At 39.6% G+C, this 18,310-nt stretch carries 18 protein-coding genes and 1 pseudogene; 11 read left to right on the top strand and 8 right to left on the bottom strand.

Annotated features, from left to right (window positions below):
* Nucleotides 1–41: 41 nt before the first annotated feature.
* From ACZ41C_RS10695 to ACZ41C_RS10680, 4 genes are all read left to right on the top strand, one after another.
* Nucleotides 42–860: a tetratricopeptide repeat protein gene (locus tag ACZ41C_RS10695; RefSeq protein WP_464561307.1), complete on the top strand. Its 819-nt coding sequence runs from the start codon at nt 42–44 to the stop codon at nt 858–860.
* Between the two features lie 133 nt (nt 861–993).
* Complete coding sequence (locus ACZ41C_RS10690) at nt 994–1,524, top strand: hypothetical protein (protein WP_464561305.1); 531 nt, start codon at nt 994–996, stop codon at nt 1,522–1,524.
* Between the two features lie 747 nt (nt 1,525–2,271).
* Nucleotides 2,272–2,631, top strand: a complete 360-nt coding sequence (locus ACZ41C_RS10685; RefSeq protein ID WP_464561303.1) for a hypothetical protein — start codon at nt 2,272–2,274, stop codon at nt 2,629–2,631.
* A 148-nt stretch (nt 2,632–2,779) separates the two neighbouring features.
* Nucleotides 2,780–3,283: an Imm63 family immunity protein gene (locus ACZ41C_RS10680; RefSeq protein ID WP_464561301.1), complete on the top strand. Its 504-nt coding sequence runs from the start codon at nt 2,780–2,782 to the stop codon at nt 3,281–3,283.
* A 342-nt stretch (nt 3,284–3,625) separates the two neighbouring features.
* Here ACZ41C_RS10680 and ACZ41C_RS10675 read toward each other — a convergent pair whose 3' ends face one another.
* Nucleotides 3,626–4,681 (bottom strand): IS110 family RNA-guided transposase, encoded by a 1,056-nt coding sequence (locus ACZ41C_RS10675; protein WP_138259787.1) that lies wholly within the window; start codon nt 4,679–4,681, stop codon nt 3,626–3,628.
* A gap of 215 nt (nt 4,682–4,896) precedes the next feature.
* Here ACZ41C_RS10675 and ACZ41C_RS10670 point away from each other — a divergent pair, with 215 nt between their 5' ends.
* Nucleotides 4,897–5,388: a hypothetical protein gene (locus ACZ41C_RS10670; RefSeq protein WP_464561299.1), complete on the top strand. Its 492-nt coding sequence runs from the start codon at nt 4,897–4,899 to the stop codon at nt 5,386–5,388.
* A gap of 386 nt (nt 5,389–5,774) precedes the next feature.
* Here the strand turns inward: ACZ41C_RS10670 and ACZ41C_RS10665 are convergent, their stop codons facing one another.
* Nucleotides 5,775–6,830 carry an IS110 family RNA-guided transposase gene (locus tag ACZ41C_RS10665; RefSeq protein ID WP_138259787.1) on the bottom strand — a complete coding sequence of 352 codons (1,056 nt, stop codon included), beginning with the start codon at nt 6,828–6,830 and terminating at the stop codon, nt 5,775–5,777.
* Between the two features lie 193 nt (nt 6,831–7,023).
* Between ACZ41C_RS10665 and ACZ41C_RS10660 the strand changes: the two genes are divergently transcribed.
* Together ACZ41C_RS10660 and ACZ41C_RS10655 are read left to right on the top strand one after the other, a co-directional pair.
* Nucleotides 7,024–7,389 carry a hypothetical protein gene (locus tag ACZ41C_RS10660; RefSeq protein ID WP_464561297.1) on the top strand — a complete coding sequence of 122 codons (366 nt, stop codon included), beginning with the start codon at nt 7,024–7,026 and terminating at the stop codon, nt 7,387–7,389.
* Between the two features lie 159 nt (nt 7,390–7,548).
* Nucleotides 7,549–7,893: a hypothetical protein gene (locus ACZ41C_RS10655; RefSeq protein ID WP_464561295.1), complete on the top strand. Its 345-nt coding sequence runs from the start codon at nt 7,549–7,551 to the stop codon at nt 7,891–7,893.
* Nucleotides 7,894–7,936: 43 nt separating this feature from the next.
* Here ACZ41C_RS10655 and ACZ41C_RS10650 read toward each other — a convergent pair whose 3' ends face one another.
* Nucleotides 7,937–8,899 (bottom strand): IS110 family RNA-guided transposase, encoded by a 963-nt coding sequence (locus ACZ41C_RS10650; protein ID WP_464561293.1) that lies wholly within the window; start codon nt 8,897–8,899, stop codon nt 7,937–7,939.
* 349 nt (nt 8,900–9,248) lie between these two features.
* Between ACZ41C_RS10650 and ACZ41C_RS10645 the strand changes: the two genes are divergently transcribed.
* Nucleotides 9,249–9,941, top strand: coding sequence for a hypothetical protein (locus ACZ41C_RS10645; protein ID WP_464561291.1), 693 nt, complete (start codon nt 9,249–9,251; stop codon nt 9,939–9,941).
* Nucleotides 9,942–10,287: 346 nt separating this feature from the next.
* Here the strand turns inward: ACZ41C_RS10645 and ACZ41C_RS10640 are convergent, their stop codons facing one another.
* Nucleotides 10,288–11,343 carry an IS110 family RNA-guided transposase gene (locus ACZ41C_RS10640; RefSeq protein WP_138259787.1) on the bottom strand — a complete coding sequence of 352 codons (1,056 nt, stop codon included), beginning with the start codon at nt 11,341–11,343 and terminating at the stop codon, nt 10,288–10,290.
* A gap of 186 nt (nt 11,344–11,529) precedes the next feature.
* Between ACZ41C_RS10640 and ACZ41C_RS10635 the strand changes: the two genes are divergently transcribed.
* Complete coding sequence (locus ACZ41C_RS10635; RefSeq protein WP_464561288.1) at nt 11,530–12,180, top strand: peptidylprolyl isomerase; 651 nt, start codon at nt 11,530–11,532, stop codon at nt 12,178–12,180.
* Between the two features lie 646 nt (nt 12,181–12,826).
* Here ACZ41C_RS10635 and ACZ41C_RS10630 read toward each other — a convergent pair.
* Nucleotides 12,827–12,943, bottom strand: a pseudogene (locus tag ACZ41C_RS10630) (IS3-like element ISLbl2 family transposase); the annotation flags it as partial.
* A gap of 146 nt (nt 12,944–13,089) precedes the next feature.
* Here ACZ41C_RS10630 and ACZ41C_RS10625 point away from each other — a divergent pair.
* Nucleotides 13,090–14,016: a hypothetical protein gene (locus ACZ41C_RS10625; protein WP_464561286.1), complete on the top strand. Its 927-nt coding sequence runs from the start codon at nt 13,090–13,092 to the stop codon at nt 14,014–14,016.
* Nucleotides 14,017–14,082: 66 nt separating this feature from the next.
* On the opposite strand, the gene ACZ41C_RS10620 is transcribed toward ACZ41C_RS10625, so the two are convergent.
* From ACZ41C_RS10620 to ACZ41C_RS10610, 3 genes are all read right to left on the bottom strand, one after another.
* On the bottom strand, nt 14,083–14,379 hold the full coding sequence (locus tag ACZ41C_RS10620; protein ID WP_464561284.1) for a helix-turn-helix domain-containing protein: 297 nt from the start codon (nt 14,377–14,379) through the stop codon (nt 14,083–14,085).
* 153 nt (nt 14,380–14,532) lie between these two features.
* Nucleotides 14,533–16,011, bottom strand: a complete 1,479-nt coding sequence (locus tag ACZ41C_RS10615) for a hypothetical protein (RefSeq protein ID WP_464561282.1) — start codon at nt 16,009–16,011, stop codon at nt 14,533–14,535.
* Between the two features lie 117 nt (nt 16,012–16,128).
* Nucleotides 16,129–17,364: a tyrosine-type recombinase/integrase gene (locus ACZ41C_RS10610; protein ID WP_464561280.1), complete on the bottom strand. Its 1,236-nt coding sequence runs from the start codon at nt 17,362–17,364 to the stop codon at nt 16,129–16,131.
* A 384-nt stretch (nt 17,365–17,748) separates the two neighbouring features.
* Between ACZ41C_RS10610 and ACZ41C_RS10605 the strand changes: the two genes are divergently transcribed.
* A complete protein-coding gene (locus ACZ41C_RS10605; protein ID WP_138258717.1) occupies nt 17,749–18,258 on the top strand; it encodes a PepSY-associated TM helix domain-containing protein in 510 nt (169 codons plus the stop codon).
* The last annotated feature ends 52 nt before the right edge of the window (nt 18,259–18,310 follow it).

The following is an 18,310-nucleotide window of genomic DNA, read 5'->3' as shown; positions in this document are numbered from 1 at the left end:
CAACATTTGACTAAAAATTGAGAATTAGCTTCAAAATATCGATGCTTTTATTTATTGCAACAATTTTTTCTTGTGGACAAAAAAGCAAATCTGATAAAGATTTAGCTGAAAACAAACTGACCGAATTAAAAGTTGACAAAGAAAAGCAGGACATGATTATAGATGAACATCTAAAAAACGGAGCTTGGAAACACGAACTTTACTCAAGAGAGTGGCAAGAGGAAATCGATAAAGGACTTGCAAAAGATAGTACTATCGCCTATTTATGGCAGCAAAAAGCAATGCCAATGTTTAAGCAAGGGAAGTACGAAGTTGGAATGGAATTTATTGATAATGCTGTAAAATATGACCGTCAACGATGGCAAGATTATCGAGCCTTTATCAAATGTATATTCGCCAATACCTATAGAGAATCAATTGCGGATTTCGAAGACTACAAAAAAAGGTTTGGAAATGGATATGTAATGGACCACACCTATGATTTTTACATTGGACTTTCTTACTTACAATTAAACGAATTTGAAAAAGCTGAACAAATATTCAAAAAAGACCTTGAATTTCAGTTAAAGGACAAAGGAGAAGATTGGCTACATCATTTGGACTTATTTTATTTCGGGATTAGTAAATATGAACAAAAAGACTATCTAGGTGCAATCGAAATTTTCGATAAAGCTTTAGAAAGCTATCCGGACTTTTCCGAAGTTCAAATTTTCAAGGCGGATTGTTTAAAAAAGATTGGAAAAACAGAAGAAGCAAAAGAATTACAAAAATTAGGAGAAATAAATGGTAGAAAGGGAAATACAATTAATGAGGATAATGTGATTTATGAACGATATCCTTATCAAATTAGATGGTATTAAAAACGTTGCACAACAACGGCTATGCCTCATGGCTTTTCTCTTGGCTTATTTTCGTACTTTTCTAATAAACCAAAAACGCCTACGCTTGGCCACGAAGGCATAGCCAGGGACGTTACCTGCAAGCTGAAAAATAATGGAATTAAAAAAACTTATTTTAACTCTAATAGTCTTGTTAATCATTCCGCTAAAGCTAATGGCATGTGATTGCGGTTTGAAAAAACTTGCTGAATCGCAAAAACGCGAAATGGAATTTTCAGAATGTATTTTCATTGGAAAAATTACAGAGGTTAAAGATGATTTGACTTATAAAATAACTGTGGTCGAATCATTAGACGGTGGAGATTTGCAAGGAAATATTTATATAGGAAAAAATTTGAGAAATTGTTATCCTTATGTTGAGGAACAAGGAACTTGGCTTGTCTACGCGAGTATGGAAGATGGATTTTTGACCATGAATATGTGTGGTCTAAGTAGACCTTTCGATAGACCAGTTACAAATACAGTTGAAGCACTGGGAATTAGTTCAGTTTTATTTGCCTCTGAAAAGTCAAAAACTCCTGAAAACGATTATTTAGAAAATATGAAAATACATCGATTAGTCTTGGCAAATGAAATTAAGGCTTTAAGAAAACGTAGAGGTTACGGGATAAAAGCCAGCAGGTAACAAAGTGTACAATTAATTGCGGTCGGAATTTCCAGTTGGAAATTCCTGCAATCAATTATCTTTAAGGTCAGGCGGACATTTTCCGTTGGAAAAGTCCGCAACTAATCATACACGAACCGTTAGCTACAAGCTTAAAACTTAATTCTATCGAAAAGACAGAAAACAATATAATCGGGGTTTATGCCAGTTTTGGGCATGGAGAGAAGGAAACGAATATTGAACTCGTTAAAGACTTTCTTTGGGGTACAGACGGACTTAAAAATAATTTCTCATCTCTTAAATGGCAGGACTACGGAACAGATATTGTACTTATTCTATTTGAATTTTATGTAAATCCTATCCCCTATTTGCGGGGCAACTTAAAAGAAATAGGAAGTTATAGGAGAAAAGAAAAATCAATTGGAATCCCAACTATACTCGATAATCAAAATTTTTTCCAATTGGATAAAAGTAGCCAAATGGACTTCTTAAAAAATCGGATTTTGGAAAAACTTGGATTGGTGAAAGAAAAAGTAAGGCGGAATAAACTGGACTTTGAAATCGATGAACTTATATCCGACGTAAAAAAGCTATGTTTAAAAAAAGCCAGCAGCTAACATTGTGTATAATTAATTGCGGGCGGAATTTCCAGCTGGAAATTCCTGCAATCAATTATCTTTAGAATCAGGCGGACATTTTCCGTTCGAAAAGTCCGCAACTAATCATACACGAACCGTTGTGTTTAATGTAAAAATCTGAACGCTGAAAATGAAAAACAAAAATCTGACTGAATTAATTACCAATCATTGGTTTGACCAATTCCAAAGCGGATTAGGTTCCAGGTTTTCAGCAAACAGGATGGATTATAAATATCGCTATGAAAAAACGGACTCAAATAATTCTGTAGTGGTAGATTTAAAGAAAAACGGAATTGACACACGAATCGAACTGACCGACAGCGGAATTTTATCCTTTAATTACTCATCTGAAAATAAAAATCATTTCGAGAGATTTAAAAATTGTACAGCGGACGATTTTCATACTATGTTAGCTCATGCCTTTATTTATTTAAGAGACGGAACTTTTGACTACCATAAAGATTGGTATGAACAATTACAACGGATTTAAAAAAAACACTAAACACAACAACGGCTATAATCCATTGCTCGCCAAATGCTAAACCAAAAAACATTACCTTTAACTTGGCTCGATTCCTACTCCGAAATTCTGCCGAATTTCCTCGCAACGGAATCATAGCCAAACCGTTGTGCAACATATGACAAAAACCGTAGCTGAAATAGAAAAAACTGTAAAGCAATTGGCTGAAAAGATAAATGCACCGAGTTATTTACTTCCAACATTTAGTTCACCAATTGGAGATGCAACACCGAATGTTGAAGTTGACAATTTTGGACTTTATAATTATGTGATTTCGGAACGAGGAAATGAATATGAAAGAAAACTGACTTCTGACTTGAATGAATTACTATACTGGATATTTTCTTCAGTGACTTTTTCGATGGCTTGTGACTACGAATTGAAAAACAGAATTGAGGAAAAAGATTGTAGAAGAATAATGTTTACAAAACAGGAAGAATTACTCGGAATTTTGGACAAAAAATGGGAAGAAAAAGAAAGGAAAGAACACCAATCGATTCTTGTGAACAGTCCATTTGATGATTTGGCTGGATTAAGAGCAACTTATTGCGGAGAATTGAGAGCAAAAGGATTGTCCGAATCTGAAATTGACAAACTCGCTTATGAAAAATATCCTGAATAAAATACGTTACACAACAATGTATCCTATGAAAAGCCCTAGTCCAGTTCTCTAAAGTTAATATTTAATTTTCAATTACTTCATAATGATGGTTTTGGGGTGTTGAATCGTTGATAATTCCGATAGGATTATCAACCGTTCAATACCATATAACTTGCTCCGCATCCTATATGTGATACACTCTTTTCCGTGTTCACCGGCATCTGTATGATTATAAGCTATAATAGGCCCGGCCACTTGCTAACCGGTGTGATTCCCGATAGCTATCGCGATCACCTACATTGTTCTGTGTTACGGGCCGTTCTACCTTGATCGTGAGCTTCGCTATGTCCTGTCCAAATTTTACTATTCAACTACCCCTATCTCATAGGGAATCCCCGTTTTTATCACCGCCAGGGTACGGCTCAAAAGCTTACGGGCCACTTTAACGATCACGGATTTCACGTTCTTGCCATGGTGCTTGCGGTAATATCCCTGCATCACCGGGTCCGTGCGTATGGCCTGCCAGGAGGCCTCGATGAAATAACTGCGTATCAACCGATGGGCACGCATACTTACCCCCGTGTGGCGTACCGTATCCCCGCTCTGGTAGATCCCGGGGGAAAGCCCCACGTAACCGGCAAGTTGCTTTATGTTGCCGAACCTCCTCAAATCCCCCAGTTCGCCCAATATCCCGCTGGCCACTATGGGGCCGATACCGGGTATGCTGCGCAGTAGCATATAGTCTTCCTTATAGTGTTCCTTGGTCCATTTGCGCAACCGGGTCGATACGTCCCTGAACTCCCGGTCGACGAACCTGAAGCTGCGCATGCGGCTCTCAAGCACCTCTTTCCCCGTCGGGTGTGCGAATTCCAAACCGTCCAACCAGTTCCTGAACGCGTGGCTCCAGTGGTCGTTGTCGAACTCCTCCGGGACCTTGATGCCGTAATAGAGCAACTGCATCTTGATGTAGCTCTTGATCTGGCGCATGTCCTTGACCAGGTCGTTCCTTCTGCGGAACAGGCTTCGCAACTGTTCCCGTTGGGGGTCCGGGACCACGATGCCCCCCAAACGCCCGTCCTTCAGTTCACGGGCTATGAGCTGAGCGTCGATACGGTCCGTCTTTGTGTGGCGTTCCTTTCCCCGCCTGAATATGTCCGCAGGGTTCACCACCAGCGAGCGCCAGCCATAACCCTCGAAACAACGATGGGCACGATAACCGCAACAGCCGGCCTCGTAGGCCGTCGAGACCTCATGGCCCGGATAGTGCCGCCCCACATATTCCCTTAGGCATTCCGGGTCCGGGGACATCGAAAAGGTCCTGCCGGAGGACAGGTCCGTAGCACAGTGTACCTTCCAACTGCGCTTGTGTATGTCGATACCAATGAATAACTTGGGTCTTGCAGTGTGTTCCGTTTTCATATCTTTTTGTTTTAGAGAACTTTAAAGATAAAGGACACGCTGCTTTTACATAGATGCTAACCGTAATTACGGCGGATTCGACTACCCTTCGACTTCGCTCAGGGTAAACTGAATCCACTCGGAATTGCTAACGTCAGTGCTAAACCGAAAATTAATGCATATAAACCCGTAACTTCGGTTATGCCAACCGTTGTAGTGCATTTGAGAAAACCTATATGCTGAAAATAACCCGAATAACATTTTATGTGGTTTTGTCACTTTTTTTATTGGACATTTTTGACTTGTTTCAAACAAAAATCGGATTTTTAAAAACAAGTATTTATTACGTAATTATGATTTTACCGATTCCTTTACTAATAATGGAATTTAAAGCTAATCGAAATTTGCCCGAACCGATTTTAAGAAAAGTAATCCCAATTTTGACAATAATTGGACTGATTTACTTAAACCCTTTAAAAATTCTATTCAATATTGCGACTTGGAAAACCCAAACTATTGAACTAATTAATAAAAATAAAGAAAATCATAAAGTTGAATTTCAAATGAAAGATATTGGAGCTTTAGGATATGCGAAACGTAATGCTGAAGTCTATTATTTGACCAAATATTTTTATCTAGTGCTATCCGAAAATTATGATTACAGGAATTTTATCGGAACTGACTGGAAAAGAATTGACCAAAATGTTAACGAAATCGGACTGAAATAAAACGTCGGACTTTAATCTGACCTGAAAATAGAAATGGAAATAAAAAAACGCACTACAACAATGTATCCTATGAAAAGCCCTAGTCCAGTTCTCTAAAGTTAATATTTAATTTTCAATTACTTCATAATGATGGTTTTGGGGTGTTGAATCGTTGATAATTCCGATAGGATTATCAACCGTTCAATACCATATAACTTGCTCCGCATCCTATATGTGATACACTCTTTTCCGTGTTCACCGGCATCTGTATGATTATAAGCTATAATAGGCCCGGCCACTTGCTAACCGGTGTGATTCCCGATAGCTATCGCGATCACCTACATTGTTCTGTGTTACGGGCCGTTCTACCTTGATCGTGAGCTTCGCTATGTCCTGTCCAAATTTTACTATTCAACTACCCCTATCTCATAGGGAATCCCCGTTTTTATCACCGCCAGGGTACGGCTCAAAAGCTTACGGGCCACTTTAACGATCACGGATTTCACGTTCTTGCCATGGTGCTTGCGGTAATATCCCTGCATCACCGGGTCCGTGCGTATGGCCTGCCAGGAGGCCTCGATGAAATAACTGCGTATCAACCGATGGGCACGCATACTTACCCCCGTGTGGCGTACCGTATCCCCGCTCTGGTAGATCCCGGGGGAAAGCCCCACGTAACCGGCAAGTTGCTTTATGTTGCCGAACCTCCTCAAATCCCCCAGTTCGCCCAATATCCCGCTGGCCACTATGGGGCCGATACCGGGTATGCTGCGCAGTAGCATATAGTCTTCCTTATAGTGTTCCTTGGTCCATTTGCGCAACCGGGTCGATACGTCCCTGAACTCCCGGTCGACGAACCTGAAGCTGCGCATGCGGCTCTCAAGCACCTCTTTCCCCGTCGGGTGTGCGAATTCCAAACCGTCCAACCAGTTCCTGAACGCGTGGCTCCAGTGGTCGTTGTCGAACTCCTCCGGGACCTTGATGCCGTAATAGAGCAACTGCATCTTGATGTAGCTCTTGATCTGGCGCATGTCCTTGACCAGGTCGTTCCTTCTGCGGAACAGGCTTCGCAACTGTTCCCGTTGGGGGTCCGGGACCACGATGCCCCCCAAACGCCCGTCCTTCAGTTCACGGGCTATGAGCTGAGCGTCGATACGGTCCGTCTTTGTGTGGCGTTCCTTTCCCCGCCTGAATATGTCCGCAGGGTTCACCACCAGCGAGCGCCAGCCATAACCCTCGAAACAACGATGGGCACGATAACCGCAACAGCCGGCCTCGTAGGCCGTCGAGACCTCATGGCCCGGATAGTGCCGCCCCACATATTCCCTTAGGCATTCCGGGTCCGGGGACATCGAAAAGGTCCTGCCGGAGGACAGGTCCGTAGCACAGTGTACCTTCCAACTGCGCTTGTGTATGTCGATACCAATGAATAACTTGGGTCTTGCAGTGTGTTCCGTTTTCATATCTTTTTGTTTTAGAGAACTTTAAAGATAAAGGACACGCTGCTTTTACATAGATGCTAACCGCAATTACGGCGGATTCGACTACGTCCGAATCCACTCGGAATTGCTAACGTCAGCTCCAAACCGAAAATCATTAACATTTAACCCGTAACTGACGGTTATACGAACCGTTAGCAAATATTTTGCAAGACCAATGATTCAATACAACCGAGCTGAAACGATTAAAAAATTCGTAGACGAGATAACCTCAGGACAAATGGAATTTTCGGACTTAAGAAGTGCTCTTGAAAATCAAGGCCTTGAATCGGACGAAATAAGTGTCGTTTTCCGACAAGTGGACAAAAAAGTTACCAGAACTGCCCAAATAAGAGAGGTGAACTCAAACGGCAAAAATCTGTTATACGGCGGTCTGGTACTAGCGGTCGCAGGCTTTGTTCTGACGATAGGTACCTTCACGGGCCTAATCGACCTCAAAGGAATTGGAATCTTGGCTTATGGACCGATTGCCAGTGGTATCATAATGGCAATGGTCGGAAAATTTCAAATGGACAGAAAATAAAAACATTTGCTAACAAAATGTATAATCAATTGCTGGCGGATTTCCCTTCCGGAAAATCCTGCAAGCAATTATTCGCAATACTAGCGGGCAATTCCCGTTCTAAAACCGCAACTGATCATACATAGACCGTTGTGCAACATTTCCAAAACTAATAACTGAATGAGAAAAATCGTAAATCTGACCAAATCGAAAGACGGAATTGTCCGACTTATGATTTTCAATGACGATTATGGAACTTACCTATTCGGATATAAAAAAAATGAGGACTGTGGAGCGGAATGGGACGAATGGTATGAATCGGAAAATGACGCAATGGAATCTGTTTTGACAAAATACGGTGTTAAGAAATTGGAATGGAACGAAATTCCAAATCCTGAACCGCATTGCCAACACGATTGGATAAATCCTGTCCGAATTAAAGGACGGGAAAACGGACAGCCGGAATTCGGAAAATTGGAAAAGCTTGTGAATGGAAAATGGACGAAATTTGAGCCTAATGAATAAAAAACGTTGCACAACAAAGAACTGAGGTAAAAAACAAGCCTTTTTAGCTCAATGTTGATACAAAGTTCTCATCATAGGGCAGTCCATTTTTTACCACTCCAAAAGCTTGTTTGAGCAATTTGTTACAAACTGCAATCAGAGCCAATTTTTTGCTTTTGCCTTTTGCAACCAATCGGTCATAAAGTGCCTTACAGGCCCTGTTGTATTTACAGGCATTAAAGCTACACATGAACAATAGTTTTCTAAGTTTTGGGTTCCCCATTTTGCTTATTCTTGGCCTTCCCTTGATACTTGAACCGGATTCCCTGGTCGTTGGTGTAAGACCGGCATAACTGCACAGTTCACTTGCTGTATCGAAACGCCTGAAACCATCTGTGAAGACCAAGAGCAACAAAGCCGATTTATTTCCTATTCCAGGAATTGATCTAAGCAAGGTAAGTTCCTTTGCATTGGCCTGTCTTACCTTTTCTTCCAATACACCTTCCAGTTTTTCAATCTCCTTTTCGGTATGGCGCAATTGTCGTCTTAAAGAGTTGACGACCAATTTTGAAGGGTTTCCCAAAACCGCTTCACCATGTAGCTTGTTCTTTAATTGGGTGGTCTGTTTAGTGTAAGTAGCCAGTAAACGAACTATTTGCAGACATTCCTGCTGCGATCTGCTCTCTCCCTTCCATAAAGCTGGATTCTGGCTCGATCCGTATTCAAAAAGTTGTTTGGCATCACTCTTATCGGTCTTTACCTTACTGAGTTGCATCTGGATAAAAGGTTTTACCTTCAAGGGATTCTCTACAGAAACCGCCCTACCGTTTTCCAAAAGAAAATAGGCCAGCTTATAATGGTAATATCCCGTGGCCTCCATTACGAATTGCGACTGCCCTCCACCAAGTTTCATCAGCTTTTTAAACCCTGCATAGCTGTTTTTGATCTGATAAAAAGTGCTTCCGTCATAAACATCCAAAGTATCCTTGCTAACATCGATACCGACAAAATCTTTATTTTTAATCATAGGTAAATGAATTGGAAAGAAAAAGCTACTGCGTATTCCACAACTTGAAAGCGAGATCTAGGTCTCATAAAACTGAACGAATTCCAAGTAGTAAAGCGTAGGGATTATCAATGTTGACGAAATCTAGGTTTCTAGGTGTATATTAACCTTATTCTACGCTTTTTTTCTTTCTGGTTTATTTCATTAAAATAACTAGAATCAAACTTAAGTGGTGTATAATTAATTGCGGTCGGAATTTCCACATGGAAATTCCTGCAATCAATTAACATTAAAGTCAGGCGGACATTTTCCGTTGGAAAAGTCCGCAACTAATCATACACGAACCGTTGTAAACAATGCCGAAAACCGAGTGAAATACTACATAGGAGCATATTATCTCATTAAATTAAAACCTATCGAATACGGAACGATTAAAGGTTCGGAAATTTATACTTGTAGTCGTTGTATTAACGACTCTTTTTTTGACTCGTGGGCAATTTCTTGGGCAACAACTGAAAAGAAAGAATTAGAAGAAACTAAACAAACTTTTAATCTGACTGACAAAAATGTTGAGGAAATACAATTTTGGGCAGACAAAAAATTGGAAGAAGAAAAACTCGGTTGGATAAATACGTTTTCGGACTTAAAAACATTGACCGAATACAAAGAAAAGTTCTTTCCTAATGATTCTGACTTTGAAATATTAAGTATCAGCTTTCCCGAATCTGATTTGAGCGAAGCTTTGGAAATGACAAAACCGACTGAATCGAATAGCGGAGAAATTGGAATTTATAACAAACTTAAAAATAAAGAGCTCGATTTAGAAAAAGACGAGTTTTTAGGTTACGACATAATCGGAATTGAAATAAGTGGAGACTTCCATTCTTTTCATTGCAACGACTTGGAGAATGATTTAAAAGATAAATTTGGACTTAAAATAAACGAATTCGGACTTTTTGAAAAAGTCGAGAATTGGAATGGAGTTTTGGAATTTCTAAATGACCCAATGAACGCTGAACCTGTTCCTTGGTTTTATGTCAAAGTAAATAGAATTAGAAAATGAAAAAAGCACTGTTTACAACAATGTATCCTATGAAAAGCCCTAGTCCAGTTCTCTAAAGTTAATATTTAATTTTCAATTACTTCATAATGATGGTTTTGGGGTGTTGAATCGTTGATAATTCCGATAGGATTATCAACCGTTCAATACCATATAACTTGCTCCGCATCCTATATGTGATACACTCTTTTCCGTGTTCACCGGCATCTGTATGATTATAAGCTATAATAGGCCCGGCCACTTGCTAACCGGTGTGATTCCCGATAGCTATCGCGATCACCTACATTGTTCTGTGTTACGGGCCGTTCTACCTTGATCGTGAGCTTCGCTATGTCCTGTCCAAATTTTACTATTCAACTACCCCTATCTCATAGGGAATCCCCGTTTTTATCACCGCCAGGGTACGGCTCAAAAGCTTACGGGCCACTTTAACGATCACGGATTTCACGTTCTTGCCATGGTGCTTGCGGTAATATCCCTGCATCACCGGGTCCGTGCGTATGGCCTGCCAGGAGGCCTCGATGAAATAACTGCGTATCAACCGATGGGCACGCATACTTACCCCCGTGTGGCGTACCGTATCCCCGCTCTGGTAGATCCCGGGGGAAAGCCCCACGTAACCGGCAAGTTGCTTTATGTTGCCGAACCTCCTCAAATCCCCCAGTTCGCCCAATATCCCGCTGGCCACTATGGGGCCGATACCGGGTATGCTGCGCAGTAGCATATAGTCTTCCTTATAGTGTTCCTTGGTCCATTTGCGCAACCGGGTCGATACGTCCCTGAACTCCCGGTCGACGAACCTGAAGCTGCGCATGCGGCTCTCAAGCACCTCTTTCCCCGTCGGGTGTGCGAATTCCAAACCGTCCAACCAGTTCCTGAACGCGTGGCTCCAGTGGTCGTTGTCGAACTCCTCCGGGACCTTGATGCCGTAATAGAGCAACTGCATCTTGATGTAGCTCTTGATCTGGCGCATGTCCTTGACCAGGTCGTTCCTTCTGCGGAACAGGCTTCGCAACTGTTCCCGTTGGGGGTCCGGGACCACGATGCCCCCCAAACGCCCGTCCTTCAGTTCACGGGCTATGAGCTGAGCGTCGATACGGTCCGTCTTTGTGTGGCGTTCCTTTCCCCGCCTGAATATGTCCGCAGGGTTCACCACCAGCGAGCGCCAGCCATAACCCTCGAAACAACGATGGGCACGATAACCGCAACAGCCGGCCTCGTAGGCCGTCGAGACCTCATGGCCCGGATAGTGCCGCCCCACATATTCCCTTAGGCATTCCGGGTCCGGGGACATCGAAAAGGTCCTGCCGGAGGACAGGTCCGTAGCACAGTGTACCTTCCAACTGCGCTTGTGTATGTCGATACCAATGAATAACTTGGGTCTTGCAGTGTGTTCCGTTTTCATATCTTTTTGTTTTAGAGAACTTTAAAGATAAAGGACACGCTGCTTTTACATAGATGCTAACCGCAATTACGGCGGATTCGACTACGTCCGAATCCACTCGGAATTGCTATAGTCAGTGCTCAACCGAAAATTAACGCATATAAACCCGTAACTGACGGTTATACGAGACCGTTAGCTACAACTCTTATGAAACGAACTCTAATCTTCTTTTTATCGTTTATACCAATTTGTTCATTTGGGCAAGACATTCAACGGTCGGAATGGAAAACAGTTTTCAAAGACACGACAGAAATTAAGTTAATACTGGACAAATTTAAAACCGCAGATTCTCTGACGGCTCTCTCCAATTTGACTAACAAGGAATTAGTGACTTTCGACGAAGAATATCCTTCCGAATTAAAAGGATTAAAAGATTTAGAACGTTTTGAATATCTAACGACCAAAGAAGAAGATGGATTTTATGTTTACTGTCTAATTGATATCAAAACTACCATTGAATACCGAGCGAGTTACATATATCTCGACGGAACAAAACTGAAAAAAACAGAAATCGATTCTCTGCGACCTATTATTATTCGAAAATTCCAAGATGGAACCAGCTTTGAAGATTTGAATGAAGAATATAATATGGATCCCAATCCAAACAAAGGAGATTTAGGCTGGTTCAAGGATGGACAAATGATGCCAGAATTTGAGATGGCTGTTCGGGAACACAAACTGAATGAAATCTTTACAGTTGACATACCCGAACGCAACTGGTATTATGTAACTCTTAAAACTTTTGACAATAGGACAAATAAGGAACGGACTTATTTAAAAATAAAGAGCAGTAGCTAACAACGGCTATACCTCATAGCCTATCGCTCGGCTTATTTTTCGTAAATTTCTAAATAAACCAAAAAACGCCTGCGCTCGGCCACGAAGGCATAGCCAAGGACGATGATGTCGAATACGCCTGCGGCGTACTTTTGATGCATTGCTGGCGCAATCGCCGCACCAAAAGCTAGTCGACATCATCGCCGCGCTATGCCAGATTACAATGGCCGTAGGATAAGGGACTTCTTTGCCAAGACCGCCGCTACGGCTTATCTACTCGACATATCAGGACGCTATATGTAATCTGGTCGACAAATTTTATTCCCAATACCGTGAAAACCACGATAGACGGCCACTACGTAGCCTTATCGATGAACAATGATTCGGTTAGCAATATCCGAAACCGGTCAGATAACCGAACCATCGTTGATGGTTTTCACTATATTTCCATAAAATTCGCCGGACTTCACATAGCGCGGCGTTGTGTGTAATTCTCAACATAAAGAAACTCTATTAATTTCTTAAGCTAACAAGTAAAATTTTGTAAAGGAAAATTAATATCGCTTTGACGTTGGTCAGAATTAACTGAAATAATAAATGAAAAGAGTCTTATTTATACTTGTAATAATTCAACATACATGTGTAAGCTTCCCCTAGATAGAACTGTTTAGTTTTCTAAAACTTCATTAAAGTTATTGTTTTTAATTCTTTTGGGGCTAGCCCCAAAAGAATTAAGTTCCGCATATTTTACCTTCGGTATTCTACCTAGGGCATCGTGAGGCTGTTAGCTATACTAAGTTCCAAGAGATTTTCTCTAAGCAATTCTCTTGTCTATAAATAGCAATACAAACGTACAATTCACGTTCTAAAACTTGTGGCAATTCAAATAGTAAAACGCTGTGCAACAATAATTAAATTAAAATTATTAGAATGAGTCTTGCAAGAATGACGCTTGGCTTCTTAATTACAATAGCCATCATAACTGGGTGTGAATCCAGTGCTCAGATTATAATAGATGGAGATGTAATACTTAAGGGTCCTATTAAATCGATTGAAATCAACACTTATAAACCTAATTATAGAGATAGCAATATCACAAAAGGAGAGTTAGTGAACAGCAGTGGATTAACATTAATGGGTGGGGGTGGTAAACTAATTTTTAATGAAGAAGGCAAAAGGATTGGTTTGATAAATTATAAAAATGGAAGTACCGATCCTGCATACTATGTAGCGAATGAATATTCAAATGGAAATGTAACAAAATCCTACACCTATACTACACCCTCAAAGGAAGTGCTTGTAGATAAAATAGAGCGCGAATACGATACAGAAAACAGAGAGGTTTTAACGAGATATTTTGAAGCTTCTTATTGCGAGGAAAATCAATTGTGGCTAACCAGTAAATACAATTTAGAATATAATAACCATAATGATTTGATAAAACAGATTGATAGTTCATTTGTTCATTATGATTGTGACGATATCCGTATACGTGCAAAAGTAAGGGAACACCACCATAAATATGAGAATGAATTAAAAACTGAAGATGATTCTTATTCATATGAATATGATAAGGATGGAAATCTGGTGAAAAAATTGGAAAAAAGTAATCCCACAATCTACTATGAGTATTACCCTTCAGGAGTAAGGAAAAAAAAATACTTGGGTCCGGAAAACTATGATGAATTTGATAAAGATGGATACTACAAAAAAAGTGTAGTTGCACTCAGAAAAGGAGATGAGTATATTTTTAGATACAGTAAATATGATGTACATGGAAATTGGACTCAAATGATTATCTATGAAGATGGTAGGCCTTATTTAATAGGAGAACGATCCATAACATACTATGATTAGAAAATACTGTACAAAAAATAATCGTGGCGGAAACTAAAGGTTTCAAAATCACTAAATTCAATATTACTATCTAGACCTCCTAATAAAAGCATTTTTTCTAGCCAAGTCCAATAATTCTTTTTTTGAAAAGAAAATAGCCCTTCCAATTTGATAATAGGGTACAATTTTTTTCTTTTTCCAACTTATCAATGAGGTTACAGAGATACCTAAAAACTTTGCTGCTTCCTTTTGGGTAAGCCTATCGTCCTCTGGGTTTATTGAGGTCTCATTGATTAATTCTGTTTTGCGAAGTTCTTCTAAGACCATTTTCACGGTTCTTTTCAAATCTTCCTTTGTGTGCGTGTAAAAAAGTATATTTCCCATGTGTAATGAATTTAAGCCGGGTGAAAATACCGGATACCTAAATTGGGGACAATTTGGAAAAACCAGGTTGCACTACAAGAATTAGTGCATTAACCCTTTTAAACGTCCGACATACAGGGGTACTTAAGAACATTCAAGTTTTTGATGGTGCAATTAATCGTCAATCCTTAGGATGGAACGAACCCGCCTTCTAATGGTATCATCTGGAAATAGGTGGTGTTCATCATTTGGAATTCGTATCAGGGAACTGTAACTAAAACCATCCTTACCATTTTTTTCATGGATATCATCATCAAGGGTTCGGATAATCTGGGTCTTGTTGCTTACCAAATAGTCCTTATCGGATAGGTAGAGCAATAACTTTGTGAAGTCCTTGGCATGTTCCGAGGGTATAAAGGTCATCGGTTTGTACCCAAAGTTGTTCACAGTTCGCTTGGTATAATCCGTTTTATCATCATACTCATAGGAAAAGTTTCGATATATAAAGCTCTCTAACGCCTTATTCCTCTTTTCGTCTATTCTAAGTTTTATATGTGCAAAAAATTCAAGTAGAGCCTTTTTAAGCTTTAATTGCGAACCCGTTTTCGTAATTATGATTTGATTCTTGTAAGGTTTCTCAGCTTCTACTTTTACCTCCTTATTCAAATCCGAGGATTTGAGATTTTTCAACCACTTTCTATATTCATAAGAATTGACTAATGGAGGTGATAGCGACTTCAATGTCTTAATGCCCGTCGCCTTATTTTCGACGATTAGTCCCCTTCTTTTTACAAAGGAGGTCAAATCCTGAAAATAACGGCCTTTGATAATTTGTTGAAGTTCGTCCAACAAAAAAAATATTCTAGCCTTTAAAAGCGGAAATAACTTTTTATCCTGAAGTGAGTCCAAAACTAGTCGTTTCCATTGTTCGAAACCCACTATTAAAGGCAACAACATTGCTTCTCTGGTCATAAATGACATTGGGAGAGAAGATTTCGGTTTACCCAAAAAAATCTTCTTTAATTTTTCCCCTACCATACAAATAGACTCGTCTATAGACAATTTTAATAAGCTCACTTCCCTTTCCACATTCATACGAAGGTAATTGATAGTATGACCATAGAAGGGAGCCGAATTCTCGTCTGGGAAGTTGTACACTGGAAAGCAAAGCCGTTCCTCCAGGGACATTAAATTCAACAAGCGCTCATAATCCACTTCAGGTTCAATAAGGCATCCTTTGGATTTGTAATAAAACAAGAACCGATCAACTAACTCATTAGAGTCTACCTCTTCACTTAAATACTTAATGGTTCCATAACCTAATCGGAAGAATTTTATGCAATCCTTGCTCAATCTGTTAGGTAGAAGCGTTCCATCTACAATTTCATTGAAAGCAGGGACTTCTCTTTGTTCAGTTAGGAGGTATTTTTTAGGTTTTAAGGCAGTAAAATCAAATATGATATCCAGGTTGGCCAATAAAATATCATCCTTAATATTTTCCAATAGCCATCCTAGTAAATGATAGAATTGATATGGGCTAAGGTTCCTAATTTTCCCTCTGGTGAATTCCTTAAACTCTTTCGTCTGGAAATCACTGAAAAAATACTGAATAATCGAATCAAAGGATTCTTCTATATTTAAGGATTTGGCCAAAAGCGATTCGTTTGAAAATAGTCTTATTCAAACGGAATTATTAGAAAAATCTTATATATACAATTGGAATAGAGCTGTTTGGCCGATTTCTGAGTTTAATTATGGGAAAAGAAATAGTCATATGTTGTTCCATGCCTTGGACATTTCCTCCTGCTTTAGGTTTTCAGCTATTTTGACATAACGCCGAAATGTTTCTTCCTTTTTATGTCCAGTAATATTTCGTACTACCATTTCCTTCATGCCTAGTACCAGACTATTTGTCACAAACGTTTTTCTGGCGGTATGACTTGTTATAAGCTCATATTTTGGAACAGTCTTATCCAATCGTTTTGTACCTCGATACCGGGTTATAGAAGTAGGAGAATCAATTCCTGCCAAACGACAACATTCCTTGACATATGAATTGAATTTTTGCGGAGAGATTATGGGCAGAGGTTCCCAAATTGTTTCTTGATATTTTTGTAAAATGGATTTTGCGTAATCGTTTAAGGGAATCCTATGATCTATGGTCCGCGTCTTTTGAATGTTTACCTTTATCTCGTTCTCCATGATATTTGATGGCCGAAGGTTTTTCAAATCCGAAAAACGCAGGCCTGTAAAGCATCCAAAACAATATACATCCCGAACCCTACGCAATTTTTCTTTTTCAAACTCATGATGGTATAGTTTCATCAATTCATCAAGTGTCAAATAAATTACCTCGATTTCCTCTTCGGGAGCTTGAAATTTCAAAAAGTCCAAATTTTCATGGAAGTCATTTTCCATGGCCCAACGCATAAATGTCTTTAACGTTGTAATCAACCTTGAGAAATAATTGTTTTTAGTTTTCTTTTCTATAAAACAGAATTCCTGAAACTTGGCGAAAAATTCCTTGTTAATAGTATCAAAGCGCAAAGCATATTTTTTCCTTTTGCTGAAATCCTTAAAAACGTTCAAGGCAGTCACATAGGATTTAATAGTTCTCTCTGCTTTCGTTAGTTTACCAGAATCGATAAATTCATTAAAACAAAGCACAAAATCCTTAGATACGTTGACGCCTAAATCGGAATCAAATCGTGCCAAAAAATCTTCCTGGCTAGGAGTCATTTCATGGAGGTGGTAGAATCGAAATATTTCTTTCGCTTTTTGCTCAAAACGCTCAATCTTATCATTGTATTCCAAATGGTAATTGTATGGTTCGGATTTGAGGGGCGCTTTTATGCGTTCATTTTTATCATTCCAATGTTTTACACTGGACTTGGCTCCTTCCACTGTTCTTCTTATTCGAAATCCATCGAAGGTAATCACAGCCCTAACAGGCATTGATCCATGCCTATCTATCTTGTCTTTTCTTATCTCAAATGAAACTTGCATACTTTGTAAAGATATAAAACTGGATAAAATAGGGGGCAAAATAGGGGGCAATATTTCTGTAAAAATTAAAAAAGTTTAATTTTATCGAACTTCAACAGGCCAATATACATCGATACTGAGGTATATAAGTGCATATAAGTAGGTTTAGGGCGTATGGTACTCCCGCCTCGAGTACAGAAACCCTTGTTAATCAACTGATTTTCAAGGGTTTTTAAATTATTATGATTTCGATTTATATAAGCAGTCTCCAAAGCCTCTTTTAAAAATAGGGATTCTATTTTTTTAGAAAATCATTCGAATACCAGCAAAAATTAAGTCTTCCCCATTAAACCTTTTCCTATTTTAGGCCTCTAAAATTAGAGACACTAAATAACCAATATTATTATGAGTAGAAAATCAGAGAACACCTTCAGGGAATTTCACCGCTATCTAGGCTTTTTCCTTGCTGGTATAATGGCCGTTTATGCCATTAGCGGTATTGTGCTGACCTTTCGTAACACAGATTTCCTAAAAAAGGAGGTAACAATTACAAAAACCGTACCTGCAGGCCTCAATGAGGAAAAACTTGGGGAGGAACTTAAAATGCGCTTCTTCAAGGTCGATAAGACCGAAGGCGATATTGTCTATTTTGGCAATGGCACCTATAACAAAGCTACGGGCGATGTATCCTATACGGAAAAACGTCAGCCCATTGTCATCGAAAAAATGAACAAACTGCATAAGATGCACCAGGGGAATCCCTTATTTTGGCTAGCCATCTTATTTGGGATAGGTTTGCTGTTTTTTTCGGTATCCGCCTTTTTTATGATCAATCCAAAAGCGCCCATTTATAAAAAGGGTATCTATTTTGCCGTTGCTGGATTTTTATTGACGGTAGTCCTTTTGATGGTGTAATCCATTAGCAACCTTAAAAAAAACCCGGGCAATTGTCCGGGTTCTTTTTTTG

This window comes from Maribacter sp. C-4077 (genome assembly GCF_055378385.1).
The sequence above is the reverse complement of the archived record's forward strand: the minus strand, read 5'-3'. Positions and strand labels throughout refer to the sequence as shown.